Source organism: Anoxybacillus tengchongensis, assembly GCF_014201585.1.
Lineage (GTDB): Bacteria > Bacillota > Bacilli > Bacillales > Anoxybacillaceae > Anoxybacillus > Anoxybacillus tengchongensis.
The window spans coordinates 25709-49818 of the sequence record NZ_JACHES010000014.1 but is presented as its reverse complement, the minus strand read 5'-3'; the positions used below and the strand labels follow the sequence as shown (position 1 = coordinate 49818).

Below are 24110 nucleotides of genomic sequence, written 5' to 3'. Positions count from 1 at the left end.
CAGCGTTCGTCCTGAGCCAGGATCAAACTCTCCATAGAAAAGTTATCCTTAGCTTTTGTACACTTTTCGCTTCGTTCAGTTTTCAAGGAACATCTTTGCCGCTCTTTGAGCGACTTTTTTAATATAACATTTACTATTTTTCTTGTCAACAACTTTTTTATTTTTTATTTTTACATGTTACCTTTAATACGGACGCTTAGTAATATATCACATTTCATCATCTTTAAGCAAGATGTTTTTTTATTTTTTTAAGAAAAACTGAGTAAGGAAAAATACCTCACTCAGTTTTTCTCAAAATTATTTATGACGCATTTGAGGGAACAACAATACATCGCGGATCGATGGTGAGTTCGTTAACAACATAACAAGACGATCAATACCAATCCCTAATCCGCCTGTTGGTGGCATTCCATATTCTAACGCTTCAATAAAATCTTCGTCCATCTCATGCGCCTCGTCATTTCCTTGTTCTTTTTCTTTCAATTGCGCTTCAAATCGTTCACGTTGATCGATTGGGTCATTTAGTTCTGTAAACGCATTTGCATGTTCACGCGCAACAATAAATAGTTCAAATCGATCTGTGAAGCGTGGATCTTCTGGATTTTTCTTCGCTAAAGGCGAAATTTGAACCGGATGACCATAAATAAATGTTGGTTGAATAAGATGTTTTTCTACTTTTTGTTCGAAAAATTCGTTTACGATATGACCAAATGTCATATGTGGGGCTACTTCTACTCCATGTTCTTTCGCTAATTGACGTGCTTCTTCATCACTCATATGCTTCCAAAAATCAACGCCCACATACTCTTTGATCGCATCAACCATATGGAGTCGTTTCCATGATGGTGTTAAATCTACTTCATACTCTCCGTATTGAATTTTTGTCGTTCCAAGCACTTCTTGGGCAATGTGCGCGATCATATCTTCTGTTAATTTCATAATATCTGTATAATCAGCATATGCCTCATAAAGCTCAAGCATTGTAAACTCTGGATTATGGCGCGTTGAAATACCCTCATTTCGGAACACACGACCAATTTCATATACTTTTTCTAATCCACCAACAATTAAACGTTTTAGGTGTAGCTCAATTGCAATACGCATATACAACGTCATATCTAAAGCGTTGTGATGCGTAATAAATGGACGAGCGGCCGCTCCCCCAGCAATGGAATGCATCATTGGCGTCTCCACTTCTAAATATCCTTTTTGATCTAAATAGCGACGCATCGATTGAATAATTAAACTGCGTGTAATAAATGTTTTTTTACTTTCTGGATTCATAATTAAATCGAGGTAACGTTGACGATAGCGTTGTTCGATATCTTTAAGCCCGTGATATTTTTCAGGGAGTGGTCGCAACGATTTTGTCAACATTTCATACGAATGTGCCTTAATAGACAATTCCCCTACTTTTGTTTTGAATACGGTTCCTTGGACACCGACAATATCACCTAAATCTGATGTATCAAAAATTTCATACTGCTCTTCACCAACGTCATCTTTGCGCACATAAATTTGAATTTGTCCTGTTAAATCTTGAATATGCGCAAATCCCGCTTTCCCTTTGCCACGCTTTGTCATAATGCGACCAGCGATAGAAACATGAATTTGCTTTTCTTCCAACTCTTCTTTTGATAAATGACCGTATAACGTAAACAATTCTTCTGCGTGATGCGTACGCTCGAATCGTTTTCCAAATGGATCGATCCCTTTTTCGCGTAACTTATGTAACTTTTCACGACGAACCAACAGCTGATCATTTAATTCTTCATGCGACATAAGAATTCACTCCAATAACCGTTTATTTTTTTAAGAAATACTGCCAGCATAAGCTGCTGACAGTATGTTTTACGATTCTATTGCAACATGATGTTCTTTGGATTCAACTTCTTCGACAAAATTCATCAACAACGTCACAAGTTCATCACGCGTCTGGCATTCATTTATCGCATTGCGAACTTTGGCATTTCCACGAATGCCTTTTAAATACCATGCCGCGTGTTTACGCATCTCTTTTACAGCAATATATTCATTTTTCAAAGCAATTAAACGATCTAAATGCAAAATACACACTTCGATTTTTTCACGCACAGACGGTTCCGGAATGAGCTCACCTGTTTCCAAATAACGAACAGTACGATAAATCATCCATGGATTACCGAGGGCAGCACGCCCAATCATCACTCCATCGACACCTGTTTGTTCTAACATTCGTTTGGCATCTTGAGGAGTCTGCACATCACCGTTACCGATAACAGGAATGTTAACCGCTTCTTTTACTTGTTTAATGACGTTCCAGTCCGCTTTTCCTTCATACATTTGTACGCGCGTTCGTCCATGAACAGCAACTGCTTGTCCACCGGCCCGTTCTACTGCCTGAGCATTTTCGACAGCATAAATATGATTTTCATCCCAACCGATTCGCATTTTTACTGTGACTGGCTTCTCTACTGCATCAACAACGGCTGCTACCATATCGTAAATTTTATTTGGATCTAATAGCCATTTTGCTCCTGCATCACATTTTGTAATTTTCGGTACGGGACACCCCATATTAATATCAATGATATCGGCGTTTGTATGTTGATCCACATATTTAGCTGCTTGTACAAGCGTTTCTTTTTCCCCACCAAAGATTTGTAAGCTTAATGGCTTTTCACGTTCATCGATATAAAGCATACCCATCGTTTTTGGGTTATTAAATAAGATCGCTTTGTCGCTCACCATCTCCGCACAAACAAGTCCAGCACCGAACTCTTTTACAGTTAGACGAAAAGCCGAATTACATACTCCTGCCATCGGTGCAAGCACGACAGGGTTATTGATTTGTACATTCCCAATCTTGAACATTAACCCCCCTCCTTTCCTGAAGGCATAAATAGTTCCGCTACTGCTTCTCGACTCTTCCATATACGAACTCCTTGATCGGATAACTGTTCAACATACGAACGTAAAGGACGTTGAACAGATGGAATAATTAAAGATTCATCTATTTCAAACAACGGGATGAGTACAAACGCCCGTTCAAGCATACGCGGATGTGGAATAATAAGTTGCTCTGTTTCAATATTTTCATGATTATATAGCAAAATGTCAAGGTCTAACGTCCGTGGACCCCAATGCACTTCCCGCTTGCGACCAAACTGTTTTTCAATGTCCATCGCGGCTGCCAACAAAGCAAATGGAGATAACGATGTAACCACCTTGACAACCATATTTAAAAAGCAAGCTTGGTCAACATATCCAACGGGATCTGTTTCATAAATTGAGGATGTCGCTAAAACGGAAATATGTGTATGATCACGTAACGCCATTACCGCTTTGCGCAAATATTCAAAACGGTCACCGATATTCGAACCTAATGCAATATAAGAAATATGTTCCATTTATTAACGTCCTCTCGTAATTTCAACCGCCACATATGCATAGTGACCTTTAATTGGCGGATTTGGTTTCGTTACTTTGACAGTACACGATGACACCGTTGCATACGTGGATAAAATTTGCTCAGCAATGCGTTCCGCCACAGCCTCAATTAATTTAAATGGCTTTCCTTCGACAATATTTTGACATATGTCGTATATATGTGCATAGCTCACTGTTTCATTTAAATCATCGGTTATGCCTGCTTGTTTTAAATTTGTTTCGATGATGACATCAACATAAAAACGTTGGCCGAGTTTATTTTCCTCTGGGAACACTCCGTGATAACCGTAAAATTCCATTTGTTGAACGTAAATTTTATCCCTCATGCTGCACCCCTTTTCCTAGCATCGCATCCATCATTTTAGCCATTCTAGCAATCGGTAAAACATCATGTACCCGAACGATGTGCGCCCCTTTTGCAATACCGAGGCAAACCGTCGCTCCCGTTCCCTCTAATCGATCATATACCGGCAAGTCGAGTACATGCCCGATAAATGATTTTCGCGATGTCCCTAACAAAATGGGATAATGAAGAACTGCAAGTTCATCTAACCGACGCATCACTTCCAAATTATGCTCTACTGTTTTGGCAAACCCGATCCCTGGATCAATAATAATTTGTTCATCTTTCACACCAGCTTGTTTAACTATATGGATACTTTCTTTTAAATCGTTAATCATATCGGAAATGATATCTTTATATTTCCGATCGTGACGATTGTGCATTAATACAATTGGCACACCGTAATGAACAGCTACTTGAGCCATATTCGAGTCCGCTTTCGCTCCCCAAACATCATTAATTATCGTCGCCCCAGCTTCGATGGCTTGTTTGGCTACTTCCGCCTTATACGTATCAATTGAAATTGGCACATCCACCGCTTTAGCGACTGCTTCTACAATTGGAATGACGCGACGCAACTCCTCTTCAAGTGATACTTTTTCAGCTCCAGGACGAGTCGATTCTCCCCCAATATCAATGATGTGCGCTCCTTCAACTACAAGTTGCTTGGCACGTTCAACAGCTTGCTCTACATGATTATACTTTCCTCCATCAGAAAAAGAGTCGGGGGTAGCATTTAAAATCCCCATGATGATCGTTTGTTTTCTCAAATCAAGTTTATGCTTTCCGCAATAAATAATATCGCTCAATTGACGTACCCATCCTTTCTTTCATACCTTGTCCATAAATGTGTAGTAAAAGAGGCATACGCACGTTGGAGACGACTCGTCATTTCCCCACATTTCCCGGGATATACATCGCCATCTAGCCGACAAACGGGCACGATTTCTTGAATGGAATTTGTTAAAAATATTTCATCTGCTTTTTTGAGTTGTTGTAGTGAATAATATCCTTCTTGTACATCGACTCCCCATGAACGCAACAAGTCAATGATAAACAATCGTGTTACACCGTTTAAAATACCTGTTTCTAGCGAAGGAGTGTACACGGTGCCGTCTTTTGCCCAAAAAACGTTGGAGACAATACCTTCTGCTACAAATCCTTCTTTTGTAAGAAAAATACCTTCTACATTCGGTTGATGACCAATTTCTTGTTTACCTAAAATATTGTTTAAATAATGGTGAGACTTTAAACGAATCGGGCCTTCCGGTGTATTCCGTCTCACTTGTAATGTTTTACATACTTTTTCTTCTGAAAACGTCGGAATCGGTTTCATATACATAATAATCGTCGGATTTGTATACGGTTCTACTTGCAGTCCAACGTCTCCGATTCCAGCAGAAATATTTAGGCGAACATACGCATCACGATAACCGTTAGCCTTTAACAGTTGAGAAAGAATTGGCAACACATCATTTCGGGTGATGGAAAATGAAATATTTAACATATCAAGCCCATTTTGAATACGTGTCAAATGATCGTCAAGTAAAAACGGATGTCCATCGTATATACGAAACGTTTCAAACACTCCAAGCCCATACATAAACCCGTGATCAAACGGAGAAATGCGTGCATCTTCTTTTTTTACGATTTGTCCGTTGACATAAATAAACATATATCATCACTTTCATCTGTATAATGTAATAAAGTTTTTAAGCATTTCTAACCCATGCTCCGTCATAATTGATTCTGGATGAAATTGAACCCCTTCAATTGGCAATGTTTTATGACGAATAGCCATAATCTCTCCTTCTTCTGTCCATGCAGAAATTTCAAAGCAATCTGGTAACGTCTCTTTTTTTACAATTAACGAATGATAACGAGTAGCGACAAACGGATTAGGGATGTGAGTAAAAATGGTTTTCCCATCATGAAAAATCGATGATGTTTTGCCATGCATTAAGCGTTCAGCGCGGACAACTTCCCCCCCAAACACTTGTGCAATCGACTGATGACCAAGACATACACCAAAAATCGGAATCTTCCCAGCGAAATATTCAATAGCTTCCATGCTAATACCCGCTTCGTTCGGACTGCATGGGCCAGGTGAAATCATTAAAAAATGCGGTTGAAGTTGTTCAATTTGCTCAATCGTCACTTCATCATTTCGTTTGACAATTAGCTCTTCTCCTAATTGCCCTAAATATTGAACGAGGTTATACGTAAACGAATCATAATTATCAATCATTAAAATCATTTGGCTCACCTCATGCTTAATTGTACGTGCTCTTCTTCGCTCAGCTCTTTTGCCTTCCATAAGGCAAATGCTTTCTTTAAACATTCTTTATACTCGTGTTGCGGTTGTGAATCAATGACAATTCCTGCTCCTGCTTGCACATACGCAAGACCGTCTTTCGCAATCATGGTCCGAATCGCAATATTTAACTCCATATCACCATTAAATCCGATCCAACCGATGGAACCTGTATAAATGCCGCGGCGAACAGGCTCAAGCTCCTCGATAATTTCCATCGTTCGCACTTTCGGAGCTCCCGTAATCGTTCCGCCTGGGAAAGTAGCTGATATGACATCGAATGCATCTTTTCCGGCTGCAAGCTGACCAGAAACATGAGAGACGAGGTGCATGACATGAGAATATTTTTCAATAACCATAAACTCATCTACTTTCACCGTTCCGTATGCACATACACGTCCAAGGTCATTCCGTTCTAAATCAACAAGCATTAAATGTTCCGCGCGTTCTTTTTCATTTGCTAATAGTGACTGCGCAATTTGTTCATCTTCTTGAATCGTTTTACCACGTGAACGTGTTCCTGCAATCGGGCGCGTACTTACATACTCACCTTTCTTTTTTACAAGTAGTTCCGGAGAACCGCTTACGATTTGAAATTCAGGGAAATGCATATACGCCATATACGGCGATGGGTTTAATGTGCGCAATTTTTCATAAATCGTAAGCGGGTGTGTAAGTAAGCGTTTCGATTGTCGTACAGACAAGTTCACTTGAAAAACATCACCTTGCGCAATATACGACCGCACTTTTTCGACAGCTTCCATAAACTGTTTTTCGCTCATGGACACCGTTTCTTCTTTTTCGTAGTTCGGAATAAACGGACGGGAAACGCCGGAAACATCGGTTGTCCATAGTTGCTCGTATCGCTCGAGGCGCTCGCTCGCTTGTTGTTCTTCCCCTTCTACATAATGAGTAATGAAATAAAGGGAAGATTCACAATGATCATATACGAACACATCATCAAATACTAAAAAATATAAATCCGGCATATTCAAGTCATCACATGCAATAGAAGGAAGATTTTCAATATAACGAGCACAATCGTAACTAATATAGCCAATGGCCCCCCCTTGAAAATCAGGTCCTTCTTCTAACTTGTCTGTTTTCCATTGATTGAACCATTTTTTCAACGATTGCAATATGTTCCCGTCAAATGTTTCGGTACGATGCTTTTGCCATACTGTCAGTTTGTCGTCTTTACCAATGATCACTGCAAATGGTTGCAAACCGACTATGCTATATCGGCCGTCTCGCCCGCTTTCAAGCAAGACATGATGCAACTGTTGCCGCGATAAATCTTTATATTGCGAAAACCAATCGCGTTGTGCGTATGTGACTTTTTTGATCATTGCTCTTCGCCTTTGCTTGCTCAAAGATGCCACTCCTCTCCATCAGTCCATACGCTTATTGTACAACGAACATATAGAAACAATCACGAAAAAAAATTCGGCAAGAATGTCCTTGCCGAATTACTCCTCAAACTGATACAATGGTGTGCTTAAATAACGTTCACCGTTACTCGGGATAATAGCTAATACTTTCTTTCCTTTTCCTAATTTTTTCGCTACTTGCAATGCGACATGAATGGCTGCGCCTGATGAAATCCCTCCTAAAATACCTTCTTGGCGAGCGGCTAGACGAGCGGCAGCAAATGCTTCTTCTGTCTTTACAGTAACGACTTCATCGTAAATAGATGTATTTAAAATATCAGGAACGAAACCCGCTCCAATTCCTTGAATTTTATGTGGACCTGGCTTTCCACCAGAGAGCACAGGAGAATCGGCTGGTTCAACAGCATAAATTTTAATGTTTGGATACGCTTGACGCAACACTTCTCCAGCCCCTGTAATTGTTCCACCTGTTCCGATTCCAGCTACAAATGCATCTAGTTGGTCACCCATTTGCTCAACGATCTCTTTTCCTGTTGTTAAGCGATGCACTTCTGGGTTTGCTTCATTTTTAAATTGTTGCGGCATAAAATATCCGTGCTCTTGTGCGAGCTGTTCCGCTTTTTGAATCGCTCCACGCATTCCTTCGCTTCCTGGCGTTAAAACAAGTTCTGCCCCGTAAGCACGAAGTAAGTTACGACGCTCTAAACTCATCGTATCAGGCATAACGAAAATGGCTTTATATCCTTTTGCAGCGGCAACCATTGCCAAACCAATTCCCGTATTTCCACTCGTCGGTTCAATAATTGTGTCACCAGGCTGAATTTTTCCTGCTTTCTCGGCTGCTTCAATCATCGCCAACGCAATACGGTCTTTCACGCTGCTTCCTGGGTTCATAAACTCCAACTTTAAATATACATCTGCACTATCTTCATCAACGATGCGATTTAACTTTACTACCGGCGTTTGACCAATTAACTCTGTAATAGATTGTACTACACGTGCCATCTCATTCACCTCTAATCCCGAGTATTTTTATAGAATTTGTAACCAATTTATCAGTTATTTTCGAAATTGTCAATCATTTATTTTTGTTTTGCTAACTTTTTTAATTCTTCGAGATCTTCAGCTGAAAATGCATATGTTTCATTACAGAAATGACAGGACGCCTCGGCTTTTCCTTCTTCATCAATTATTTGTTGAATTTCTTCCGCCCCTAAGCTAATAATCGCATCAGCTACACGCTCACGCGAGCAACGACAAAAGAATGAAACCGGCATTGTTTCAAGAATTTTTACATTTTGCTCGCCGCCAAGCAATGCATATAAAATTTGTTCCGGTGTTAAGCCACTTTCAATCATTTTTGAAATTGGTGGGATGGTAGCTAAATTTTTTTCAATATGTGCAATTGTTTTTTCTTCTGTACCCGGCATGAGTTGTAAAATAAAACCACCAGCCGCTAATATCGTATAATCTGGATTGACTAGTACACCAACCCCAACCGATGATGGCGTTTGTTCAGAGGAAACGAAATAGTATGTAAAATCCTCACCAAGCTCCCCAGATACAAGCGGAACTTGTCCTGTAAAATAGTCACGTAATCCTAAATCTTTTACAACAGTTAACGTTCCATTCGTTCCAACTGCCCGAGCAACATCAAGCTTTCCGTTTGCATTTAATTCAAAATGAACATGCGGATTAGATACATAACCACGTACATGGCCTTTGGCGTTACTATCAACGAGAATGTGTCCAATAGGTCCGCCACCTTCAATTTTAATTGTAATTTGGCTATCTCCTTTTAACATCGCCCCCATCATCACACCTGCTGTCATCGCACGACCAAGTGCTGCAGATGCTGTGGGCCATGTTTGATGTCTTCTCTGCGCCTCCCGTACTGTTTCTGTTGTGCGCACGGCATATGCACGCACTTGACCACCGTATGCTAGCGCTTTTACTAAATAATCTGCCATCGCTGTCACTCACCTTTCTTGTTTCGCTCATATAACAACTGTAATCCTTTTAACGTTAAAAAAGGATCGACGATATCAATGACATTCGATTCATGAGCAATTAAAGATGCTAATCCACCTGTCGCAATAACTTTTGGAGGAATGACACTTTTTTCTTTCATTCGCGACACAATTCCTTCCACTTGTCCGACATATCCATATAAAATGCCTGCTTGCATCGCACTGACTGTATTTTTTCCAATAATGTCATCCGGACGGGCAATTTCAATACGCGGAAGTTTAGCGGCTCGAGAATAAAGCGCTTCTGTAGAAATCGTAATCCCTGGCGCAATAGCCCCTCCCATATATTGCTTATGTTCATTAATATAGCAATATGTTGTCGCAGTACCGAAATCGACAATAATGAGCGGCGCACCGTACAAATGAATGCCTGCTACCGCATTAACGATTCGGTCCGCTCCGACTTCTTTCGGGTTGTCGTACTTAATGTTCAACCCCGTTTTAATGCCAGGACCTACAATAAGCGGCTTAATATGAAAATATTTTGTGCACATGCGCTCTAATGCAAACATAATTGGGGGAACAACAGAAGAAATAATAATGCCATCAATGTCAGAAAAGCGCAAGCCGACATCTTGCAATAACATTTTGATCATCATTCCATATTCATCTTCTGTTTTGCTTCGGCTCGTTTCAATGCGCCAATGAAACTTAAGCTCATCCCCATCATATACACCTAATACTGTGTTTGTGTTTCCAACGTCTAATACAAAAATCATCACTCATCCCCACTTTTTCACAATTTGTTCCTTTTTTCATCATATCATAATCGTTTAACCCAACGGTAAAAAAAGATGCCTCTTATAAAAAGAGACACCTTTATTCTTCTTTTTTCGTTTGAATATTTACTTTTACTTCTTCTTGTTTATTGTCATTTCGATTTGGTAACGTACCATGTTCGAACAAATGTTTAATTTGCTCGGCATCAAGTGTTTCCACTTCAAGCAATGTATTGGCAATCAATTCTAATTTGTCACGGTTTTCCGTTAGTAAGCGTCTCGCCTTTTCGTAACATTCTTTAATAATGCGTTGCATCTCAAGATCAATTTCATATGCGATTTGGTCACTATAATTTTGCTCATTATGCAAATCACGACCTAAGAACACTTGACCATGAGACTGACCAAACTGCATTGGTCCAAGCTTATCGCTCATTCCAAACTCTGTAACCATACGGCGAGCAATACTTGTTGCGCGTTGGAAGTCATTATGCGCTCCTGTGCTAACTTCGCCAAATACGATTTCCTCAGCCACCCGTCCGCCAAGAAGCCCTGTAATTTTATCAAGCAACTCTGGTTTCGTCATAAAATAACGATCTTCTTTCGGTAACATGACCGCATATCCACCAGCTTGACCGCGTGGCACAATCGTTACTTTGTGAACCATTTCCGCATCCGCAAGCACCATACCAATGACAGTATGACCCGCTTCATGATAAGCGACAATTTTTCGCTCTTTTTCAGAAATAACCCGACTTTTCTTAGCAGGACCAGCAATGACGCGATCCGTTGCTTCATCAATATCGCTCATATCAATTTTTTTCTTGTTCCGTCGAGCAGCAACGAGTGCAGCCTCATTTAATAAGTTTTCTAAATCAGCACCAGAAAAACCAGGCGTACGCATCGCAATCGCTTTTAAATCGACTGACTCATCGAGTGGCTTATTGCGTGCATGCACGCGAAGGACAGCTTCGCGACCTTTCACATCTGGGCGATCAACCGTAATTTGTCGGTCAAAACGACCTGGACGTAAAAGGGCAGGGTCTAAAATGTCAGGACGGTTTGTCGCAGCGATAATGATAATTCCTTCGTTTCCGCTGAATCCATCCATTTCAACGAGCAATTGGTTTAATGTTTGCTCCCGCTCATCGTGGCCTCCACCTAAACCAGCACCACGTTGACGTCCAACTGCATCAATTTCATCAATAAAAATAATACAAGGAGCGTTTTTCTTCGCTGTTTCAAATAAATCACGTACACGCGAAGCACCGACACCGACAAACATTTCAACAAAATCTGAACCACTGATGGAGAAAAACGGAACACCAGCTTCTCCAGCAACCGCCCTCGCTAGTAACGTTTTTCCCGTCCCAGGCGGTCCGACGAGAAGAACGCCTTTTGGAATGCGAGCTCCGAGTTCGACAAATTTACGAGGATCTTTTAGAAACTCGACAATTTCAACAAGTTCTTGTTTTTCTTCATCCGCACCAGCAACATCTTTAAAGCGAACACGTTTCTTATCTTCGTTATACAGTTTCGCACGGCTTTTGCCAAAATTCATGACACGACTGCCGCCGCCTTGCGCTTGGTTTAGTAAAAAGAAGAACAAAATAAAAATAATGATAAACGGAATAATGGACGTAAAAAATGTCACCCATCCGCTCGTTTCATCCGCAGGCAACACTTCTACTTTTGCCTGTTTTGCCGCCTCATCAATTCGCTGAAGAACTTGCGGGCTGTTGGCTACGTAAGTTGTAAAAAACTGTCCTTCTGCGTACGTTTTGAGTTGTCCACGAATTTCATAAACTCCTCGCTCTGGCTTCAACGAGACATACTTTACATCACCGTTTTCTAAATGGGTAATGAACGCATCGTACGTCATCCGCTCCGCCCGTTGATTGCCGCCATTCAAAAAGCTGACAACACCAATGACGACAAGAAAAATAAGTAAGTAAAAGATTGTATTACGGAAAATGCGGTTCATCTCCTACCTCCTCCCACACTTAAAACACGCTATAGTCAATAGTATCATAGAAAAACGTTCCAAAACAAACGATGTGCATGAAAAAATTATTTGCTGTACACTTCTGGTTTTAACACACCGATGTACGGAAGATTTCGGTATTTCTCACAATAGTCTAACCCATAACCGACAACGAATTCATCCGGAACGATAAAACCGACATAATCTGCCTCAATATTCGCTTTTCGACCAGACGGTTTATCAAGCAAAGTTACAATTTTAATCGATTTTGCTTTGCGATAACGGAATAAATCGGCTAAATAGCTTAACGTTAAGCCGCTATCAATAATATCTTCAATAATGAGTACGTCGCGCCCTTCAACCGATGTGTTTAAATCTTTTAAAATTTTGACTTCTCCTGATGATACCGTTGCATTTCCATAGCTTGATACATCCATAAAATCAATTTCTAAATATGTATCTACATGCTTAATTAAATCTGCCATAAACGGCATTGCGCCTTTTAGTACGCCAACCGCAAGCGGAAAGCGCCCTTCATATTCTTTCGTCAATAATGCTCCCAACTCTTTTACCTTTTGTTGAATTTGTTCTTCCGTAATTAAAATTTTTTCCATATCTTGATGCATACCCATATTCTTTCCTCCTACATCATTCATTGCTTTTTATAGTGTAATACAATATAGCGATTTTTTGTAATATTTGTTGCTGTATAAGCTGATTTTTTTACACCCGGAATCCATATAATGTTTCCGTTTGCATCTTCGACGATTGGCCATTGTGCCCGCTCGCTCGCTGGAATTTTTTCATCAATAAAAATACGCGATACTTTTTTCGGATGCTCCATTCCTTTTACTTTCATACGATCTCCATCATTTCGCGTTCGTACGCGAAGGGGTAGCCTTAACTGGTCAGCATCAAATACAACATAATTATCGCCTTCAACGAAAGGATAGTGATCAACCAACTGACTGATCAGTTGACATCCATTTGGTAATACGAGCGTATCAGGAACATGGAAAAGAAATTCATATTCATTCGTTTGTTCCTGTTGAAACGTAAATATACACACCTCATATTGACGAATAACTTTTAATCCGTTTGGAAAATGAAGCATACCTGAAGGATGTTGCCGTTTTAAAAATTGTAACGCTTGATTTATATGTATAGAAGATAATGACGATGGGACATTCCCATAAAGATAGTTTAATATTAGTTGAATCCCTCGTCTTTGTAAAGGTTTTGGCATGCTCATAAACGAAAGGATATCTATACGGACACATCCTTCTTTTTGGTCGGCAACATGTTTCAACGTTTCTTTTGTCAATTGTTCTAAAAACGCTTCATCTTCGCTCATCATCTCGCTAAACTGTTGAATATGTTCATGAACCCGACTGTTTTCCTGTTTAAAAAAAGGCAAAACGAAATGACGGAAACGGTTGCGCGTGTAATCATCTTTTTCATTGCTCGGATCTTGGCGAGGATGTAACCCGTTGTTTTGACAATATTGATCGATTCGCTGTCGATCAATACATAAAAAAGGACGAATAATATATCCATTACTAAACGGTCGCTTTACCGGTATGCCTGCATATCCTTTCGTTGTGCTTCCGCGTACTAGTCGCATAAGTACGGTTTCTATTTGATCATCACCGTGATGACCTAAAGCAACGTAATGCGCATGATATTTCGACATCACCTGCTTAAAGAAAGTATATCGACAGTCACGTGCTGCCTCTTGCACACCCTTCCCTGTTTGCTCCATATATGCCGGGACGTTCAGTTGTGTTGCCTCACATATAATACTGCGTTGTTCGCAAAAATGTTTCACAAAATGCATATCTTCTTCTGATTGTTTTCCTCGCAACATATGGTCGACATGTGCGACAACAAGTTGAATATCGTAACGCTCCTTCTCGCTCCATAAAAAATGAAGCAATGCTAACGAATCTGGACCTCCCGACACGCCAACAACAACAGTTGTACCACGCTGAAGCAATTGATGCTTTTCGATAAATTCATGCACAACTTCTAGCATACTCTCCCTCTTAGTAACGTCGTTTTTTACAATGGTACCATATCTTATTGCCCACACTCAAAGCGAATGCAAAAAATTAAAGAATTTGAACATACAAATAAACCACATACATAAATAAAAGACAAACAAACAAGAACATCGTCTCTAATAAGCGGAATTTTTTCTTTCCTTTTACGCGCACCGTTCTTCCTTCTCGTTTTTCTTTCTGCTCAGTCGGCTGTTGCATACATTGCAGCAAATCTTTCCTCATTTCATGAGCACAAGTATACTTCCCATCTAATGCACGCCATAATATCTTCTCATATTTTTTTAAATAAGGATGAGAGGAGATCATAAGCCGTAGCTGCTCCCGCCCATTTTCTTTTCTTTCAAATCGTTTGGGATAGCACATATTCATCATAATCATCGCAACTGCAAATAAATCATACGAAGGCTCAGCTTTTCTCGTTCCCATGCCCCAATAACCTCGATCAAAAAACTCTGTAAATTCTTTAATCGCTCGCCCACGAATTGTCGTGCCACCTACATCAATTAATCGTACTTTTGGGACCGCCCCGGAAACAATTAAATTGTCTGGTTTTAAATCACCAAACACCCACCCTTTTTCATGTAATTTATGCAAATCGCCTAGTAGCTGTAATATAATAACGATTATCCATTCTTTCCCACGTTTCTGAATAAAAGTTAACAAATCATCCCCTTCAATATATTCCATTACATAAAATGAATAAATCTTTTTTTCATGTGGATGAAGCCAATCATCTACGTCTAATAAACAAGGCCCGAGGGTAATTCCCTGGACCTCCGAAAATCGTTTCAATACATTTACTTCCGACATCATGGTCGTTGCTTCGTTGCTTATCTTCAGCGCCACAAACGCTCGTCCTTCTTTCGCTAAATAAACAACACCATTCGCCCCTTTACCGAGCGGTTTTATAATTTCATAATGGCGTTTATGCCACTTCCCTTGTATGACAGTCCCTGTTCGAATGTTACATAGATTGTTCGATGTATACATCGTCATCACCGTCATGGGTAAATAAACCTTTTAATGAACGTCTTTTCTGGAATTGTTGTACCGCTTCGCGAATGGCTGGACCGGTTGGCGTAATACCACCAGATGTTAGTTTTGGAAATACACTTGAAATCGACTCCATTTTCGGCGTCCAATCTAAAATGCGATCCACCTCTCCCTTTTTCCCGGGAAATACAAAAACAGAAAATTCATTATTTCCCAAACGAGCATTTAAACTAATCGATAAATCTAATAACGCCTCTTTTACTGTTTGTAGCTTTGTTTTCATACTTCCACTTGTGTCTACTAATATTAAAACTTGTAAGTTAACGGTTTCCCCTAATTCTTCAACAACTTCCATCACTTCCACTCTTTTTTCTGGCGAAAGGTGCTCGATTGAAGCATGAGAACCTAAAATTTGTTTTAACTCGCGGTTAATGACCCCCTGCAACGTCTGTGTCATCGCTTTTCTTGTTACCATCTGTACGGTTTGCGATAATTGTTTAGCATATACGACTTGACTAATTCCACCACCTGATTGAGCTATACCTTCAATTTCACGTAATCCTTGCTCATCAATAATATCTTGGTCAAGCACGCCGATCACATTAACTGTAATTCCTTGTTCTTTTGCTAATGCCGCCATAGCAATTGGATCCTCACCTTGATTAGAACAACCATCTGTAATTAATAAAATTTGACGCAACGTTCCTTTTCGCATATGTTTATCCCCTCCGAAAAAAGTAGTATACTTCCATCATCGACGCTCAGAGGGGATTTTATACCTTTTATTTCATATATTGATATGCTGGAATGACTGCCCATTTCGGTGTGTTATGTTTAATACGTGCAACAACGATCGTCATATCATCTTCAATTTCCCCACCATTAACACGGATCACTTCTTCTAAAAGCAATTCAGATACTTCTTGCGGATCATTTGTCTTTAATTCTTTAATTTTTCGTTTCATCCATACATCATGGTTCTCAATGTGGGAAACACCGTCAAAAATACCATCGCTCATCATAATGAGCAAATCGCCCGCTTTTAATTGTTCCTCAATCATCTCAAACTCTACCCCAGTAATAATTCCTATCGGCAAATTGCTCGACTCGATTTTCATGACGTTGCTTCCTCGTTTAATAAAGCTTGGCGATGAACCAACTTTTAAAAATTTTGTTGTCGCATTTTGCAAATCAACAATCGCTAAATCTAGCGTTGAAAAAATTTCTTCTGTCGTTCGCAAAGCTAAAATGGAGTTGATAGATTTAATTGCAATTCGTTCTTCAATCCCTGATTGTAAAATTTTTTGTAATAGTTTGAGCGTTTCTTTACTCTCATGGTGTGCCCGTTCCCCATTTCCCATCCCATCACTAATAGCTAACGCATATTTTCCACCGCCAATTTCCATCATCGCATAACTGTCACCCGAGATGAACCCTCCGCCCTTTGCAACATATGCAACACCTGTATCAATGACAAACGCTTTCGAAGAACTAAACGCAACACGACAATCCCCATTTGGATAGACAGAACAATCTTCTTTTTTTACAATGATCGTCTCACCTAAAATGTCAGATAGCATCGGTGCGATAAGCTTTTCGCATTCTCCCCTTCCATCGCAATATGGGATGACCATCTCAATGTCAACACTTCCTTTGTCCAAACTATAAATTTCTACATCGTTCACATCAACACCGAACTGTTGAAGGGCATGCAAAATCTGTTCTTCTTGCACATAATAATTTTCACGCTCTTTTTGAATTTCTTTTGCGAAATCTTCCATCACTTGCGACACACCTAATAACTGTTCGGCCACAAGCCTTCTACTTTCTTTCATTTGTTGCTTTAATTTTTTATTTGCTTTATAAAATGACACGTCTTTCTCAATGATCTGAACAACTTTATTTGCTTTCACACAATGTTTATTCCATTCGCGAAGCAACTTTGCGTTCGTCATTTGATCGTTTTCACTCGTCTCTTGCATAATTTTCTTCATGTAATCATATGTTTTATCAAAGTGGTTGAGCCAACATTGATCTTTCTTAAAACATGTTTGACATGTTTTAGCAGCAACATCGCTTAAGAAATAGTCAATTTCGCGCTCTTCTTCCTCTTCATGAGTAAGTACCCCATATGAAGAAAAACTTTTTGATAGCGCTTGAAACACGTGAGAAAATTGCTCGACTCGCTGAGCGGTAACATCGCGAATTTTCCGTACATATTGTTGTTGCTCATTCGTATGTTCAACCGTTCCTGGCACATATTTCGCCATCTTGCTCGTTAAAGATTGTGGAGTCATAAGAAACAGCAAAACAGCAAATAGAGACTCTACGATATTCGGGACAATGTCCGCTATTCCTTGACTATAGAGAGTGATTAACAATGTTGCAACGATGAGGCCAAACGAAACACCTAACTTTCTCCCTTCTTTCAAAAGGCCACCGAGCAACCCAGCAAACGCAAGCAAGCTCATTTGGTACAAATTCGATACATTCGCTAAACTTAAAATGAGGCCTGTAACGACACCAACAGTTGAGCCAACGGTCGCACCAGCGACAAAAGCAAATAACAACAATAAATAGCGCGACGCAACATGTTCTAACGAAAGGCCATAAACCGACCAACCAACCATTCCGGTCAACATCGAAGAAATGAGGATGACAAAAGAAATAACTTCTTCTGGTTTTAACGTTTGTTTATACTTTTGATGATCAAACAACGGGACACATTGCAAAAAAATGAGCGTTAAAATAGAGGCAAGACCCGCTTCAATAAACATCGTCATTCCTTCGTATAGCGTCCATTCATGATCCCAGACGTAAATCATACCCATCTTCGCGAAAATGGAGGAAAAAAATACGACAACAGGCAATCTTTTCGGCAGAGCATCAATCCAGAAAAACAGCCGATAAAAGATAAGAAACATCACGATTGAAGCAACGATAAATAAAGAAGTGTAAAAAGAAACGGTCAACGATCCTGCAAATAAAGCGATAAACACAAATCCCAACTTATCGCGTCGAAGTAAATAAACTGCTGCAAAAAAAGGCAAAGCAAACGGTGTCATCTTTGTTAAAATGAGAGCTCGTCCAAGTAAAAAACCGATAACTAGAAATAAAAAGCCTTGTTGAAATAATAAATGACTTAAACGAACTGTAAACCGTTGAAACCATTGCGACAACGTTGTTCTCGTTCCACTTAAAGGTACTTCCGCCATTTGATTGACTAACTTCCGCTCTAATCTCTCCATGTTCATCCTCTCCCCTTTTCCATATATCTGTTTATTACTTGATATTATACAGACTGAATTATCAAAATTTTGTCAAAAAAAGAAGATGAATCATATAAATTTTTCGACGGGATATCACAAAAAATGGCTTATATAAACAAAAAGCACCAATTTCATGACGAAATTGGTGCTTTTATGACCCGTACGGGATTCGAACCCGTGTTACCGCCGTGAAAGGGCGGTGTCTTAACCACTTGACCAACGGGCCGCTTATGCAATTTGGTAGCGGCGGAGGGAATCGAACCCCCGACCTTACGGGTATGAACCGTACGCTCTAGCCAGCTGAGCTACGCCGCCACGCAACGACACTTGTAATGTTACTATGTTCCTTCGATAAAGTCAATAGTTTTTTCATAAAAAGCAAACGAAAAAGCATCCACTGACGAAATGGATGCTTGTATAAACTGCCTCATGTCCCATTCGGCAGCAAGTTAACCACGTCGAGCACCACGTCCTCCTCGTTTTGATTCGGTATGGCGTTTAAGGGATGCTAAACGATCTTCACTTTCTTTTAAGAAACGGCTAATTTTCTGCTCAAAGCTTTCTTTTGAAGCGCGATCGTTTCCTTTATTGCGCGGACGTGAAGCTTGTTCCTTTGCCTTTTTGATCGATAAGCCAATTTTTCCATCCTTCTCAACATTAATGACACGAACTTCGACAACATCGCCTACTTTAAGATGTTCATTGATGTCTTTTACGTAGCTGTCGGCTACTTCACTAATGTGTACTAAGCCTGTCGCGCCTTCTGGTAACTCAACAAACGCTCCAAATTTTGTAATGCCCGTTACTTTTCCCTGTAACTTGCTGCCTACTTCAATTGACATAAAAAAAGTGCTCCTCCTTAAAATCTGAAAAATCGTTTCTTTCATTATACATAATGAAAAAAACAAGTGTCAATAAGCCTTCTGCCTATCTTACTTACTCCTCAGGAGTAATAAAAATGATTTCTCCTTCTTTCGACAAAAAATATTGTTTTCGAGCCAATTCGGCAATATATTTATCATCATTTAATTTTTCGACTTCTTCTTTCAATCTTTTTTCATCTTGTTGCAGCGTGCGTAACTTTTCTTCTAACTGTTCTTTCGTTTTCAGTTGTTCATCAATTGCAGAAGATTGTACCATCATCGTATATAAAAATAGCGAAGAAGCGGCTAACGCCACCGTTGCCACAATACTAAAACGCACCATCTTCTTTTTACGACGTCGCGCCTTCTTATGTTCTTGTTTTTCTTGTTGAATGACATACGACGTTTGTATTTTCTTCACTTTACTTCTCTGTGGGGCGCCCATATTTTTCACCGCTCCTTCTTTCATTACCCTTTTTTTCTAAATGTATTCGCTACTTTCAAGAAAAACCCTTTTCCCATATGAAAGAAACGACCTACAGCTGCTTGAAAGCGAAAAGGAGTTCTTTCCCAAATGAAACGTCCGATCCATATAAATGGTCGCAATAAAAATTGTATACATCCATAGATTACTTTATATAAAATTTTACCAACTGACAAAACAACATGACAAGTAGTGATGAATAAAAAAATACAAAAACGGTAAAGAAGTCGGAGCGGAAGGATGATGATATAATAAAACATTCGGACGATTAGACGATATAACGTTACAAAAATGTGAATAATTTTTTTCAACAAACGAACGTATATACGTTGGAATAAAGCTTGATAAGTAGCATATCCACATAATATGGAAAAAAAAATGTACAAGCGAACTTGCCCATTGTTAATGACTAATAATGTGTAAAATACATATAACGCTTGCACGACCCAAAAAAGAATGTCTGCAATCCATACGATGAACCGATGACGCTCGGAACGATTGAATATGTGCGCGTATGTGTCAAAGCATGCCCCAATGATCATTCCGGTTCCGATCATCGCAAGCAAAGTTGTAAACTGCATATGCAAACTCATTTAAACAACTTGCTAAAGAATCCTTTAGCTTTCTCCGTATGATGCTCGTCTAAATAAATGATTTCAAAAATTTTACCTTTAATTGAGACAATTCCTTTGTCTACATCTAAGTTTTTCATTTGCAAATTTTGCCCTTTCACAGACAAAAAACCCATTACCGTTTCTAGTAAAAATTCTTCGTTATCGAAACTTTCTACTTGTTTTACACCGGTAATTTCTAACGTGCGCCGACTGCGCATGATAATGTCGTGTTCTTGAATCGGCCCTTTACTTCCCATGTTTTGAGTCATCAACGTCTCCCCCTCACAACGATCGTTTGTACAAGTGTATGAGGGGGAGAAATAGTTTAGAACAAGCTATTGTACTCGCTCTTCTTTTACAATTTCATATAGCGCACTCGCATCTTCTTTTTTGGCATGTTCTTGCAATTCAACCACTTTCACTGTCACATGTTTTTGGCCAAATTGAATCATAATTTCATCGCCTATTTTTACTGTTGAACTTGCTTTCGCTTGCTGACCGTTAATAAATACACGCCCTTGATCAGCGACTTCTTTTGCTAATGTTCTCCTTTTAATGAGCCGAGAAACTTTCAAAAACTTATCGAGTCGCATATTACAGCCCCTCCCTTTTCGCTTCTTCCCATATTTCATCTAATTGGTCTAACGAATATGTGTTCCATTCTTTTCCTAACTGTTTCACTTTCTTTTCTATATATTGAAAGCGACGATAAAATTTTTCGTTCGCCATCGCTAACGCTTCTTCAGGATTGACTTTATAATATCGGCATACATTGATCAACGCAAATAGTAAATCCCCGAATTCTACTTTTAGTTTTTGTTCATCCATGTGATGAGCTTCTTGCTTTACTTCATTCATTTCTTCTTCCACTTTCAGCCACATCGACTCTACTTCCGACCAGTCAAACCCAACTGTTGCGGCTCTTTTTTGATATTCATATGCGCGCAACGTACCTGGTAACGCCTTGGCAACATCGTCAAGCAATGAATGCAATACATGTTCCTTTTCTGCCTGCTTGATTGCCTCCCAGTTACGTACGACCTGTTCCGCATGCTCGACATGAACATCTCCAAATACATGCGGATGACGGCGAATCATTTTTTCTGTAATGGATCGGATGACATCATCAATCGAAAACATTCCCTCATCTTCGCCAATTTGGGCATGAAGCATAACTTGCAATAATACATCGCCAAGCTCTTCAATCATATTTTCATCATCTTGCCGATCAATCGCATCAAGAAGCTCGTACGTTTCCTCAAGCAAATACTTTTTCAGCGATTCGTGCGTCTGTTTCCGATCCCAAGGGCAACCGTTAGGCCCACGCAACGTCGCGATCACACGTCTTAACGTAGTAAAATCATGATATAACAACTCATCATCTTCTACTTTTGGCACATAAACACTCGTTAAATTGCTTACGGTTATAACCCGATCTAGTTCGTATAGTGGAACTTTTTCGATGCGTTCTTGCTTGCTTCCTGCCGCATAAATAATAAAAACCGGATAATCGTGTGGTAATTTTTCTAATAAGGCTAATTTTACATCGGAAGCAATAAATGAATCATATACTTGGCAAAAAATGATATGATTTCTTAATTGAATTTCGTCCGGTTGAAACGAAGTAGCATCAATGAATTGAAACCCTTCAATCGGATCGAGACGAACAGCGGTAAATAACGCATCAAGAAAACTTTGTCCCCCCTCTACGCGAACAGAAATATGATCTTGTTTTTCAAGCAATAGCTTTACTGTGCGCTCAGCAACAAGCGGATGTCCTGGAACAGCGTATACAACATCCCCTTTTTTCACTTCTTCACATAAATATTCCACAATATGTTCGTATACTTGTTCAAACTGATCATATTTTTCATACACCTCGTCAAACGATTGAACGTGTATTCCTTCCTCCTCTAGTTGTGCGACAACAGGATGATCTTTTGTTCGTAAAAAGATGCGATTCGCCTGCTTTAGTGTACGGTACACCCCGAAAGACAACTGGTCTATATCTCCTGCCCCAAGACCGACGATTGTAATTGTACCCATGACTATCCAGCCTTTCTTTGTTTCATATTTATTAAATAACGCCCAAACGGAAAAGCTAATAAGTCGTTTTCCGCAAAAACTTCTTTTTTAACGATCATTATAATATAAACAAACGCCCCGATAAAAACGCCAATGACCGCTTGAAATGACGAAAATAAGCGCCCTTGATGAACTGGCAACTTGTTCGTCAATATGATATATCCAGCTAAAACTATTGCCATCATCATTGCAGCCTTTATCGTTTGAATGATTATAGAACGCGAAAGCAGAGGACGAGACATTCGCTTTTGTACATAAAAAAAGGCGATGGCGCACATGACAACATATGCAATAAATGTCGCTACAGCTGCTCCGATTGTATGCCATAAAGGAACGAACACGACATTTAGCAACCATTTTGCTATCATGCCGATACAAACGACGAGAAGCGGGCGAAATACATCTCCAAGTCCCTGCAAAATAGCAATAAACGTTAATGTTAAAGAAGTAAAAAGAATAGAAATAGATAAAATCGTCAGTTCGATTGCACCAACATGATCTTTAAACAACATCATATTCGCTTGTTTTAATATACAAACTAAACCAACTGCAGCCCCCATTCCGATGACAAACGCCAAGCGAACAGCCGTATATATTGCATGTCGTTCCTTTTGTTCGCTCGATAACATCGGCACAAGCGCTAATGAAAAAGATGTGGCCACTACGGTCCCAAGTTGAATAAATGGTTGACCGCGATCATAAATCCCCTTCGCCGTTTTAGCTAGCTCATGCCACCCCCCTTGTTGCAATAACGGGAGAAGCGTAAGTGAATCAACGAGCTGCATTAAAACGAGAACCATGTTAGCTAAACAAATTGTTACGCCATGAACGGCTAAAAATAAAAGCACTCTTCTTTTTTCTTTTATTGGAAGCCATAGCCGGGTATGAACATTCATTCGCTTTCGCAACATATATGCAACGAGTACAACGAGGGCCGCAAAACTCCCCATAAGTGAACCAACCATCGCCCCAGCCCCTGCTTCATAAACGGTAAATCCACGATGAAGCAAAAGGGAAGCAAGGAATAAAATAAAAAACACACGTACGAATTGTTCCACTACTTGTGAAACAGCTGTCGGAACCATCTCCCCTACCCCTTGGAAATAGCCTCGAGAAACAGAAGTAAACGGGAGAAGTAAAAAGGCAAATGAAATGGCTCGAATGAGCGAAGCTAATTGGTGATCCCCCATGACCATCGCTAGCGATGAAGCCCCAAAATAAAGAATAGAAAACATAATAACACTCATACATGATAAAAAATAAAAAGAAAGCCGAACGACAGCAAACGTATATGTTGATTGTTTATTTTCAGCAATAAGTTTTGAAATCGCAACTGGATAACCATACGTTGACAAGGCGATAAAAATGCCATAAAAGGGATAAACTTGTTGATAAATATAAAATCCAATATCACCTACAATATTTTGATACGGAATTCGGTAAAAAGCACTTAATATTTTTGTAAATAAGGCAGCGACCGTCAACACAAGCGCACCGCGCAACCAATCCCTTTTTTCCATATACTTCAC

General features: G+C 39.7%; 23 protein-coding genes, 2 tRNA genes and 1 pseudogene. All 26 read right to left on the bottom strand.

What is annotated here, in order from left to right; genetic code table 11:
• Positions 1-297: 297 nt before the first annotated feature.
• The 26 genes and pseudogenes from lysS to HNQ82_RS12850 all read right to left on the bottom strand — a co-directional run bounded on the left by lysS (position 298) and on the right by HNQ82_RS12850 (position 24101).
• On the bottom strand, positions 298-1782 hold the full coding sequence (lysS, locus tag HNQ82_RS12975) for a lysine--tRNA ligase (RefSeq protein ID WP_183250171.1): 1485 nt from the start codon (positions 1780-1782) through the stop codon (positions 298-300).
• A 69-nt stretch (positions 1783-1851) separates the two neighbouring features.
• Positions 1852-2853, bottom strand: coding sequence for a tRNA dihydrouridine synthase DusB (dusB, locus tag HNQ82_RS12970; RefSeq protein ID WP_032101683.1), 1002 nt, complete (start codon positions 2851-2853; stop codon positions 1852-1854).
• A complete protein-coding gene (gene folK / locus HNQ82_RS12965; protein ID WP_055441853.1) occupies positions 2853-3389 on the bottom strand; it encodes a 2-amino-4-hydroxy-6-hydroxymethyldihydropteridine diphosphokinase in 537 nt (178 codons plus the stop codon). The genes dusB and folK overlap by 1 nt, the downstream gene beginning before the upstream one ends.
• Before the next feature lie 3 nt (positions 3390-3392).
• On the bottom strand, positions 3393-3755 hold the full coding sequence (gene folB / locus HNQ82_RS12960; protein WP_183250168.1) for a dihydroneopterin aldolase: 363 nt from the start codon (positions 3753-3755) through the stop codon (positions 3393-3395).
• Entirely contained in the window at positions 3745-4521 is a 777-nt protein-coding gene (folP, locus tag HNQ82_RS12955; protein WP_246349061.1) for a dihydropteroate synthase, read from the bottom strand. Before folP ends, folB begins: the two co-directional genes overlap by 11 nt.
• A gap of 56 nt (positions 4522-4577) precedes the next feature.
• Complete coding sequence (pabC, locus tag HNQ82_RS12950) at positions 4578-5447, bottom strand: aminodeoxychorismate lyase (RefSeq protein ID WP_183250164.1); 870 nt, start codon at positions 5445-5447, stop codon at positions 4578-4580.
• Positions 5448-5459: 12 nt separating this feature from the next.
• Positions 5460-6029, bottom strand: coding sequence for an aminodeoxychorismate/anthranilate synthase component II (gene pabA / locus HNQ82_RS12945; protein WP_032101688.1), 570 nt, complete (start codon positions 6027-6029; stop codon positions 5460-5462).
• A 5-nt stretch (positions 6030-6034) separates the two neighbouring features.
• Positions 6035-7435: an anthranilate synthase component I gene (gene trpE, locus HNQ82_RS12940; protein WP_183250175.1), complete on the bottom strand. Its 1401-nt coding sequence runs from the start codon at positions 7433-7435 to the stop codon at positions 6035-6037.
• 120 nt (positions 7436-7555) lie between these two features.
• Entirely contained in the window at positions 7556-8482 is a 927-nt protein-coding gene (gene cysK, locus HNQ82_RS12935; protein WP_055441859.1) for a cysteine synthase A, read from the bottom strand.
• Between the two features lie 77 nt (positions 8483-8559).
• A complete protein-coding gene (gene hslO / locus HNQ82_RS12930) occupies positions 8560-9447 on the bottom strand; it encodes an Hsp33 family molecular chaperone HslO (RefSeq protein WP_183250162.1) in 888 nt (295 codons plus the stop codon).
• 5 nt (positions 9448-9452) lie between these two features.
• The gene (locus tag HNQ82_RS12925; protein ID WP_032101691.1) at positions 9453-10226 is read right to left on the bottom strand and encodes a type III pantothenate kinase; all 774 of its coding nucleotides are present in this window, start codon (positions 10224-10226) and stop codon (positions 9453-9455) included.
• Between the two features lie 100 nt (positions 10227-10326).
• Positions 10327-12210, bottom strand: a complete 1884-nt coding sequence (gene ftsH / locus HNQ82_RS12920) for an ATP-dependent zinc metalloprotease FtsH (RefSeq protein ID WP_055441861.1) — start codon at positions 12208-12210, stop codon at positions 10327-10329.
• A gap of 86 nt (positions 12211-12296) precedes the next feature.
• Positions 12297-12842, bottom strand: coding sequence for a hypoxanthine phosphoribosyltransferase (gene hpt, locus HNQ82_RS12915; RefSeq protein ID WP_032101693.1), 546 nt, complete (start codon positions 12840-12842; stop codon positions 12297-12299).
• 20 nt (positions 12843-12862) lie between these two features.
• Positions 12863-14245 carry a tRNA lysidine(34) synthetase TilS gene (gene tilS, locus HNQ82_RS12910; RefSeq protein ID WP_183250160.1) on the bottom strand — a complete coding sequence of 461 codons (1383 nt, stop codon included), beginning with the start codon at positions 14243-14245 and terminating at the stop codon, positions 12863-12865.
• Positions 14246-14321: 76 nt separating this feature from the next.
• Positions 14322-15269 carry a serine/threonine protein kinase gene (locus tag HNQ82_RS12905; RefSeq protein ID WP_183250173.1) on the bottom strand — a complete coding sequence of 316 codons (948 nt, stop codon included), beginning with the start codon at positions 15267-15269 and terminating at the stop codon, positions 14322-14324.
• Positions 15238-15993 (bottom strand): annotated as a pseudogene (locus HNQ82_RS12900) (VWA domain-containing protein); the annotation flags it as partial. The pseudogene HNQ82_RS12900 and the gene HNQ82_RS12905, both read right to left, overlap by 32 nt.
• 55 nt (positions 15994-16048) lie before the next feature.
• Positions 16049-18514, bottom strand: a complete 2466-nt coding sequence (gene spoIIE, locus HNQ82_RS12895) for a stage II sporulation protein E (RefSeq protein WP_183250156.1) — start codon at positions 18512-18514, stop codon at positions 16049-16051.
• Between the two features lie 175 nt (positions 18515-18689).
• Positions 18690-18761: transfer RNA gene (locus HNQ82_RS12890), tRNA-Glu, on the bottom strand.
• Positions 18762-18773: 12 nt separating this feature from the next.
• Positions 18774-18850 (bottom strand) — tRNA-Met (locus HNQ82_RS12885).
• Between the two features lie 134 nt (positions 18851-18984).
• On the bottom strand, positions 18985-19377 hold the full coding sequence (locus HNQ82_RS12880; RefSeq protein WP_006323664.1) for a S1 domain-containing RNA-binding protein: 393 nt from the start codon (positions 19375-19377) through the stop codon (positions 18985-18987).
• A 94-nt stretch (positions 19378-19471) separates the two neighbouring features.
• The gene (locus HNQ82_RS12875) at positions 19472-19843 is read right to left on the bottom strand and encodes an FtsB family cell division protein (RefSeq protein WP_055441864.1); all 372 of its coding nucleotides are present in this window, start codon (positions 19841-19843) and stop codon (positions 19472-19474) included.
• A gap of 23 nt (positions 19844-19866) precedes the next feature.
• Entirely contained in the window at positions 19867-20463 is a 597-nt protein-coding gene (gene yabQ / locus HNQ82_RS12870) for a spore cortex biosynthesis protein YabQ (protein WP_246349053.1), read from the bottom strand.
• A gap of 8 nt (positions 20464-20471) precedes the next feature.
• Complete coding sequence (gene yabP / locus HNQ82_RS12865) at positions 20472-20765, bottom strand: sporulation protein YabP (protein ID WP_183250153.1); 294 nt, start codon at positions 20763-20765, stop codon at positions 20472-20474.
• A gap of 66 nt (positions 20766-20831) precedes the next feature.
• Complete coding sequence (locus tag HNQ82_RS12860) at positions 20832-21089, bottom strand: RNA-binding S4 domain-containing protein (RefSeq protein WP_032101700.1); 258 nt, start codon at positions 21087-21089, stop codon at positions 20832-20834.
• Between the two features lies 1 nt (position 21090).
• Positions 21091-22542, bottom strand: coding sequence for a bifunctional methyltransferase/pyrophosphohydrolase YabN (gene yabN, locus HNQ82_RS12855; protein ID WP_183250151.1), 1452 nt, complete (start codon positions 22540-22542; stop codon positions 21091-21093).
• 2 nt (positions 22543-22544) lie between these two features.
• Complete coding sequence (locus tag HNQ82_RS12850; protein WP_183250148.1) at positions 22545-24101, bottom strand: putative polysaccharide biosynthesis protein; 1557 nt, start codon at positions 24099-24101, stop codon at positions 22545-22547.
• Positions 24102-24110 lie beyond the last annotated feature (9 nt).

What these genes read in the sequence shown, in the direction of transcription:
- lysS (WP_183250171.1), bottom strand. Translation starts at nt 1,782, where the DNA reads ATGTCGCATGAAGAATTAAATGATCAGCTGTTGGTTCGTCGTGAAAAG.
- dusB (WP_032101683.1), bottom strand. Translation starts at nt 2,853, where the DNA reads ATGTTCAAGATTGGGAATGTACAAATCAATAACCCTGTCGTGCTTGCA.
- folK (WP_055441853.1), bottom strand. Translation starts at nt 3,389, where the DNA reads ATGGAACATATTTCTTATATTGCATTAGGTTCGAATATCGGTGACCGT.
- folB (WP_183250168.1), bottom strand. Translation starts at nt 3,755, where the DNA reads ATGAGGGATAAAATTTACGTTCAACAAATGGAATTTTACGGTTATCAC.
- folP (WP_246349061.1), bottom strand. Translation starts at nt 4,521, where the DNA reads ATGGGGATTTTAAATGCTACCCCCGACTCTTTTTCTGATGGAGGAAAG.
- pabC (WP_183250164.1), bottom strand. Translation starts at nt 5,447, where the DNA reads ATGTTTATTTATGTCAACGGACAAATCGTAAAAAAAGAAGATGCACGC.
- pabA (WP_032101688.1), bottom strand. Translation starts at nt 6,029, where the DNA reads ATGATTTTAATGATTGATAATTATGATTCGTTTACGTATAACCTCGTT.
- trpE (WP_183250175.1), bottom strand. Translation starts at nt 7,435, where the DNA reads ATGATCAAAAAAGTCACATACGCACAACGCGATTGGTTTTCGCAATAT.
- cysK (WP_055441859.1), bottom strand. Translation starts at nt 8,482, where the DNA reads ATGGCACGTGTAGTACAATCTATTACAGAGTTAATTGGTCAAACGCCG.
- hslO (WP_183250162.1), bottom strand. Translation starts at nt 9,447, where the DNA reads ATGGCAGATTATTTAGTAAAAGCGCTAGCATACGGTGGTCAAGTGCGT.
- HNQ82_RS12925 (WP_032101691.1), bottom strand. Translation starts at nt 10,226, where the DNA reads ATGATTTTTGTATTAGACGTTGGAAACACAAACACAGTATTAGGTGTA.
- ftsH (WP_055441861.1), bottom strand. Translation starts at nt 12,210, where the DNA reads ATGAACCGCATTTTCCGTAATACAATCTTTTACTTACTTATTTTTCTT.
- hpt (WP_032101693.1), bottom strand. Translation starts at nt 12,842, where the DNA reads ATGGGTATGCATCAAGATATGGAAAAAATTTTAATTACGGAAGAACAA.
- tilS (WP_183250160.1), bottom strand. Translation starts at nt 14,245, where the DNA reads ATGCTAGAAGTTGTGCATGAATTTATCGAAAAGCATCAATTGCTTCAG.
- HNQ82_RS12905 (WP_183250173.1), bottom strand. Translation starts at nt 15,269, where the DNA reads ATGACGATGTATACATCGAACAATCTATGTAACATTCGAACAGGGACT.
- spoIIE (WP_183250156.1), bottom strand. Translation starts at nt 18,514, where the DNA reads ATGGAGAGATTAGAGCGGAAGTTAGTCAATCAAATGGCGGAAGTACCT.
- HNQ82_RS12880 (WP_006323664.1), bottom strand. Translation starts at nt 19,377, where the DNA reads ATGTCAATTGAAGTAGGCAGCAAGTTACAGGGAAAAGTAACGGGCATT.
- HNQ82_RS12875 (WP_055441864.1), bottom strand. Translation starts at nt 19,843, where the DNA reads ATGGGCGCCCCACAGAGAAGTAAAGTGAAGAAAATACAAACGTCGTAT.
- yabQ (WP_246349053.1), bottom strand. Translation starts at nt 20,463, where the DNA reads ATGCAGTTTACAACTTTGCTTGCGATGATCGGAACCGGAATGATCATT.
- yabP (WP_183250153.1), bottom strand. Translation starts at nt 20,765, where the DNA reads ATGACTCAAAACATGGGAAGTAAAGGGCCGATTCAAGAACACGACATT.
- HNQ82_RS12860 (WP_032101700.1), bottom strand. Translation starts at nt 21,089, where the DNA reads ATGCGACTCGATAAGTTTTTGAAAGTTTCTCGGCTCATTAAAAGGAGA.
- yabN (WP_183250151.1), bottom strand. Translation starts at nt 22,542, where the DNA reads ATGGGTACAATTACAATCGTCGGTCTTGGGGCAGGAGATATAGACCAG.
- HNQ82_RS12850 (WP_183250148.1), bottom strand. Translation starts at nt 24,101, where the DNA reads ATGGAAAAAAGGGATTGGTTGCGCGGTGCGCTTGTGTTGACGGTCGCT.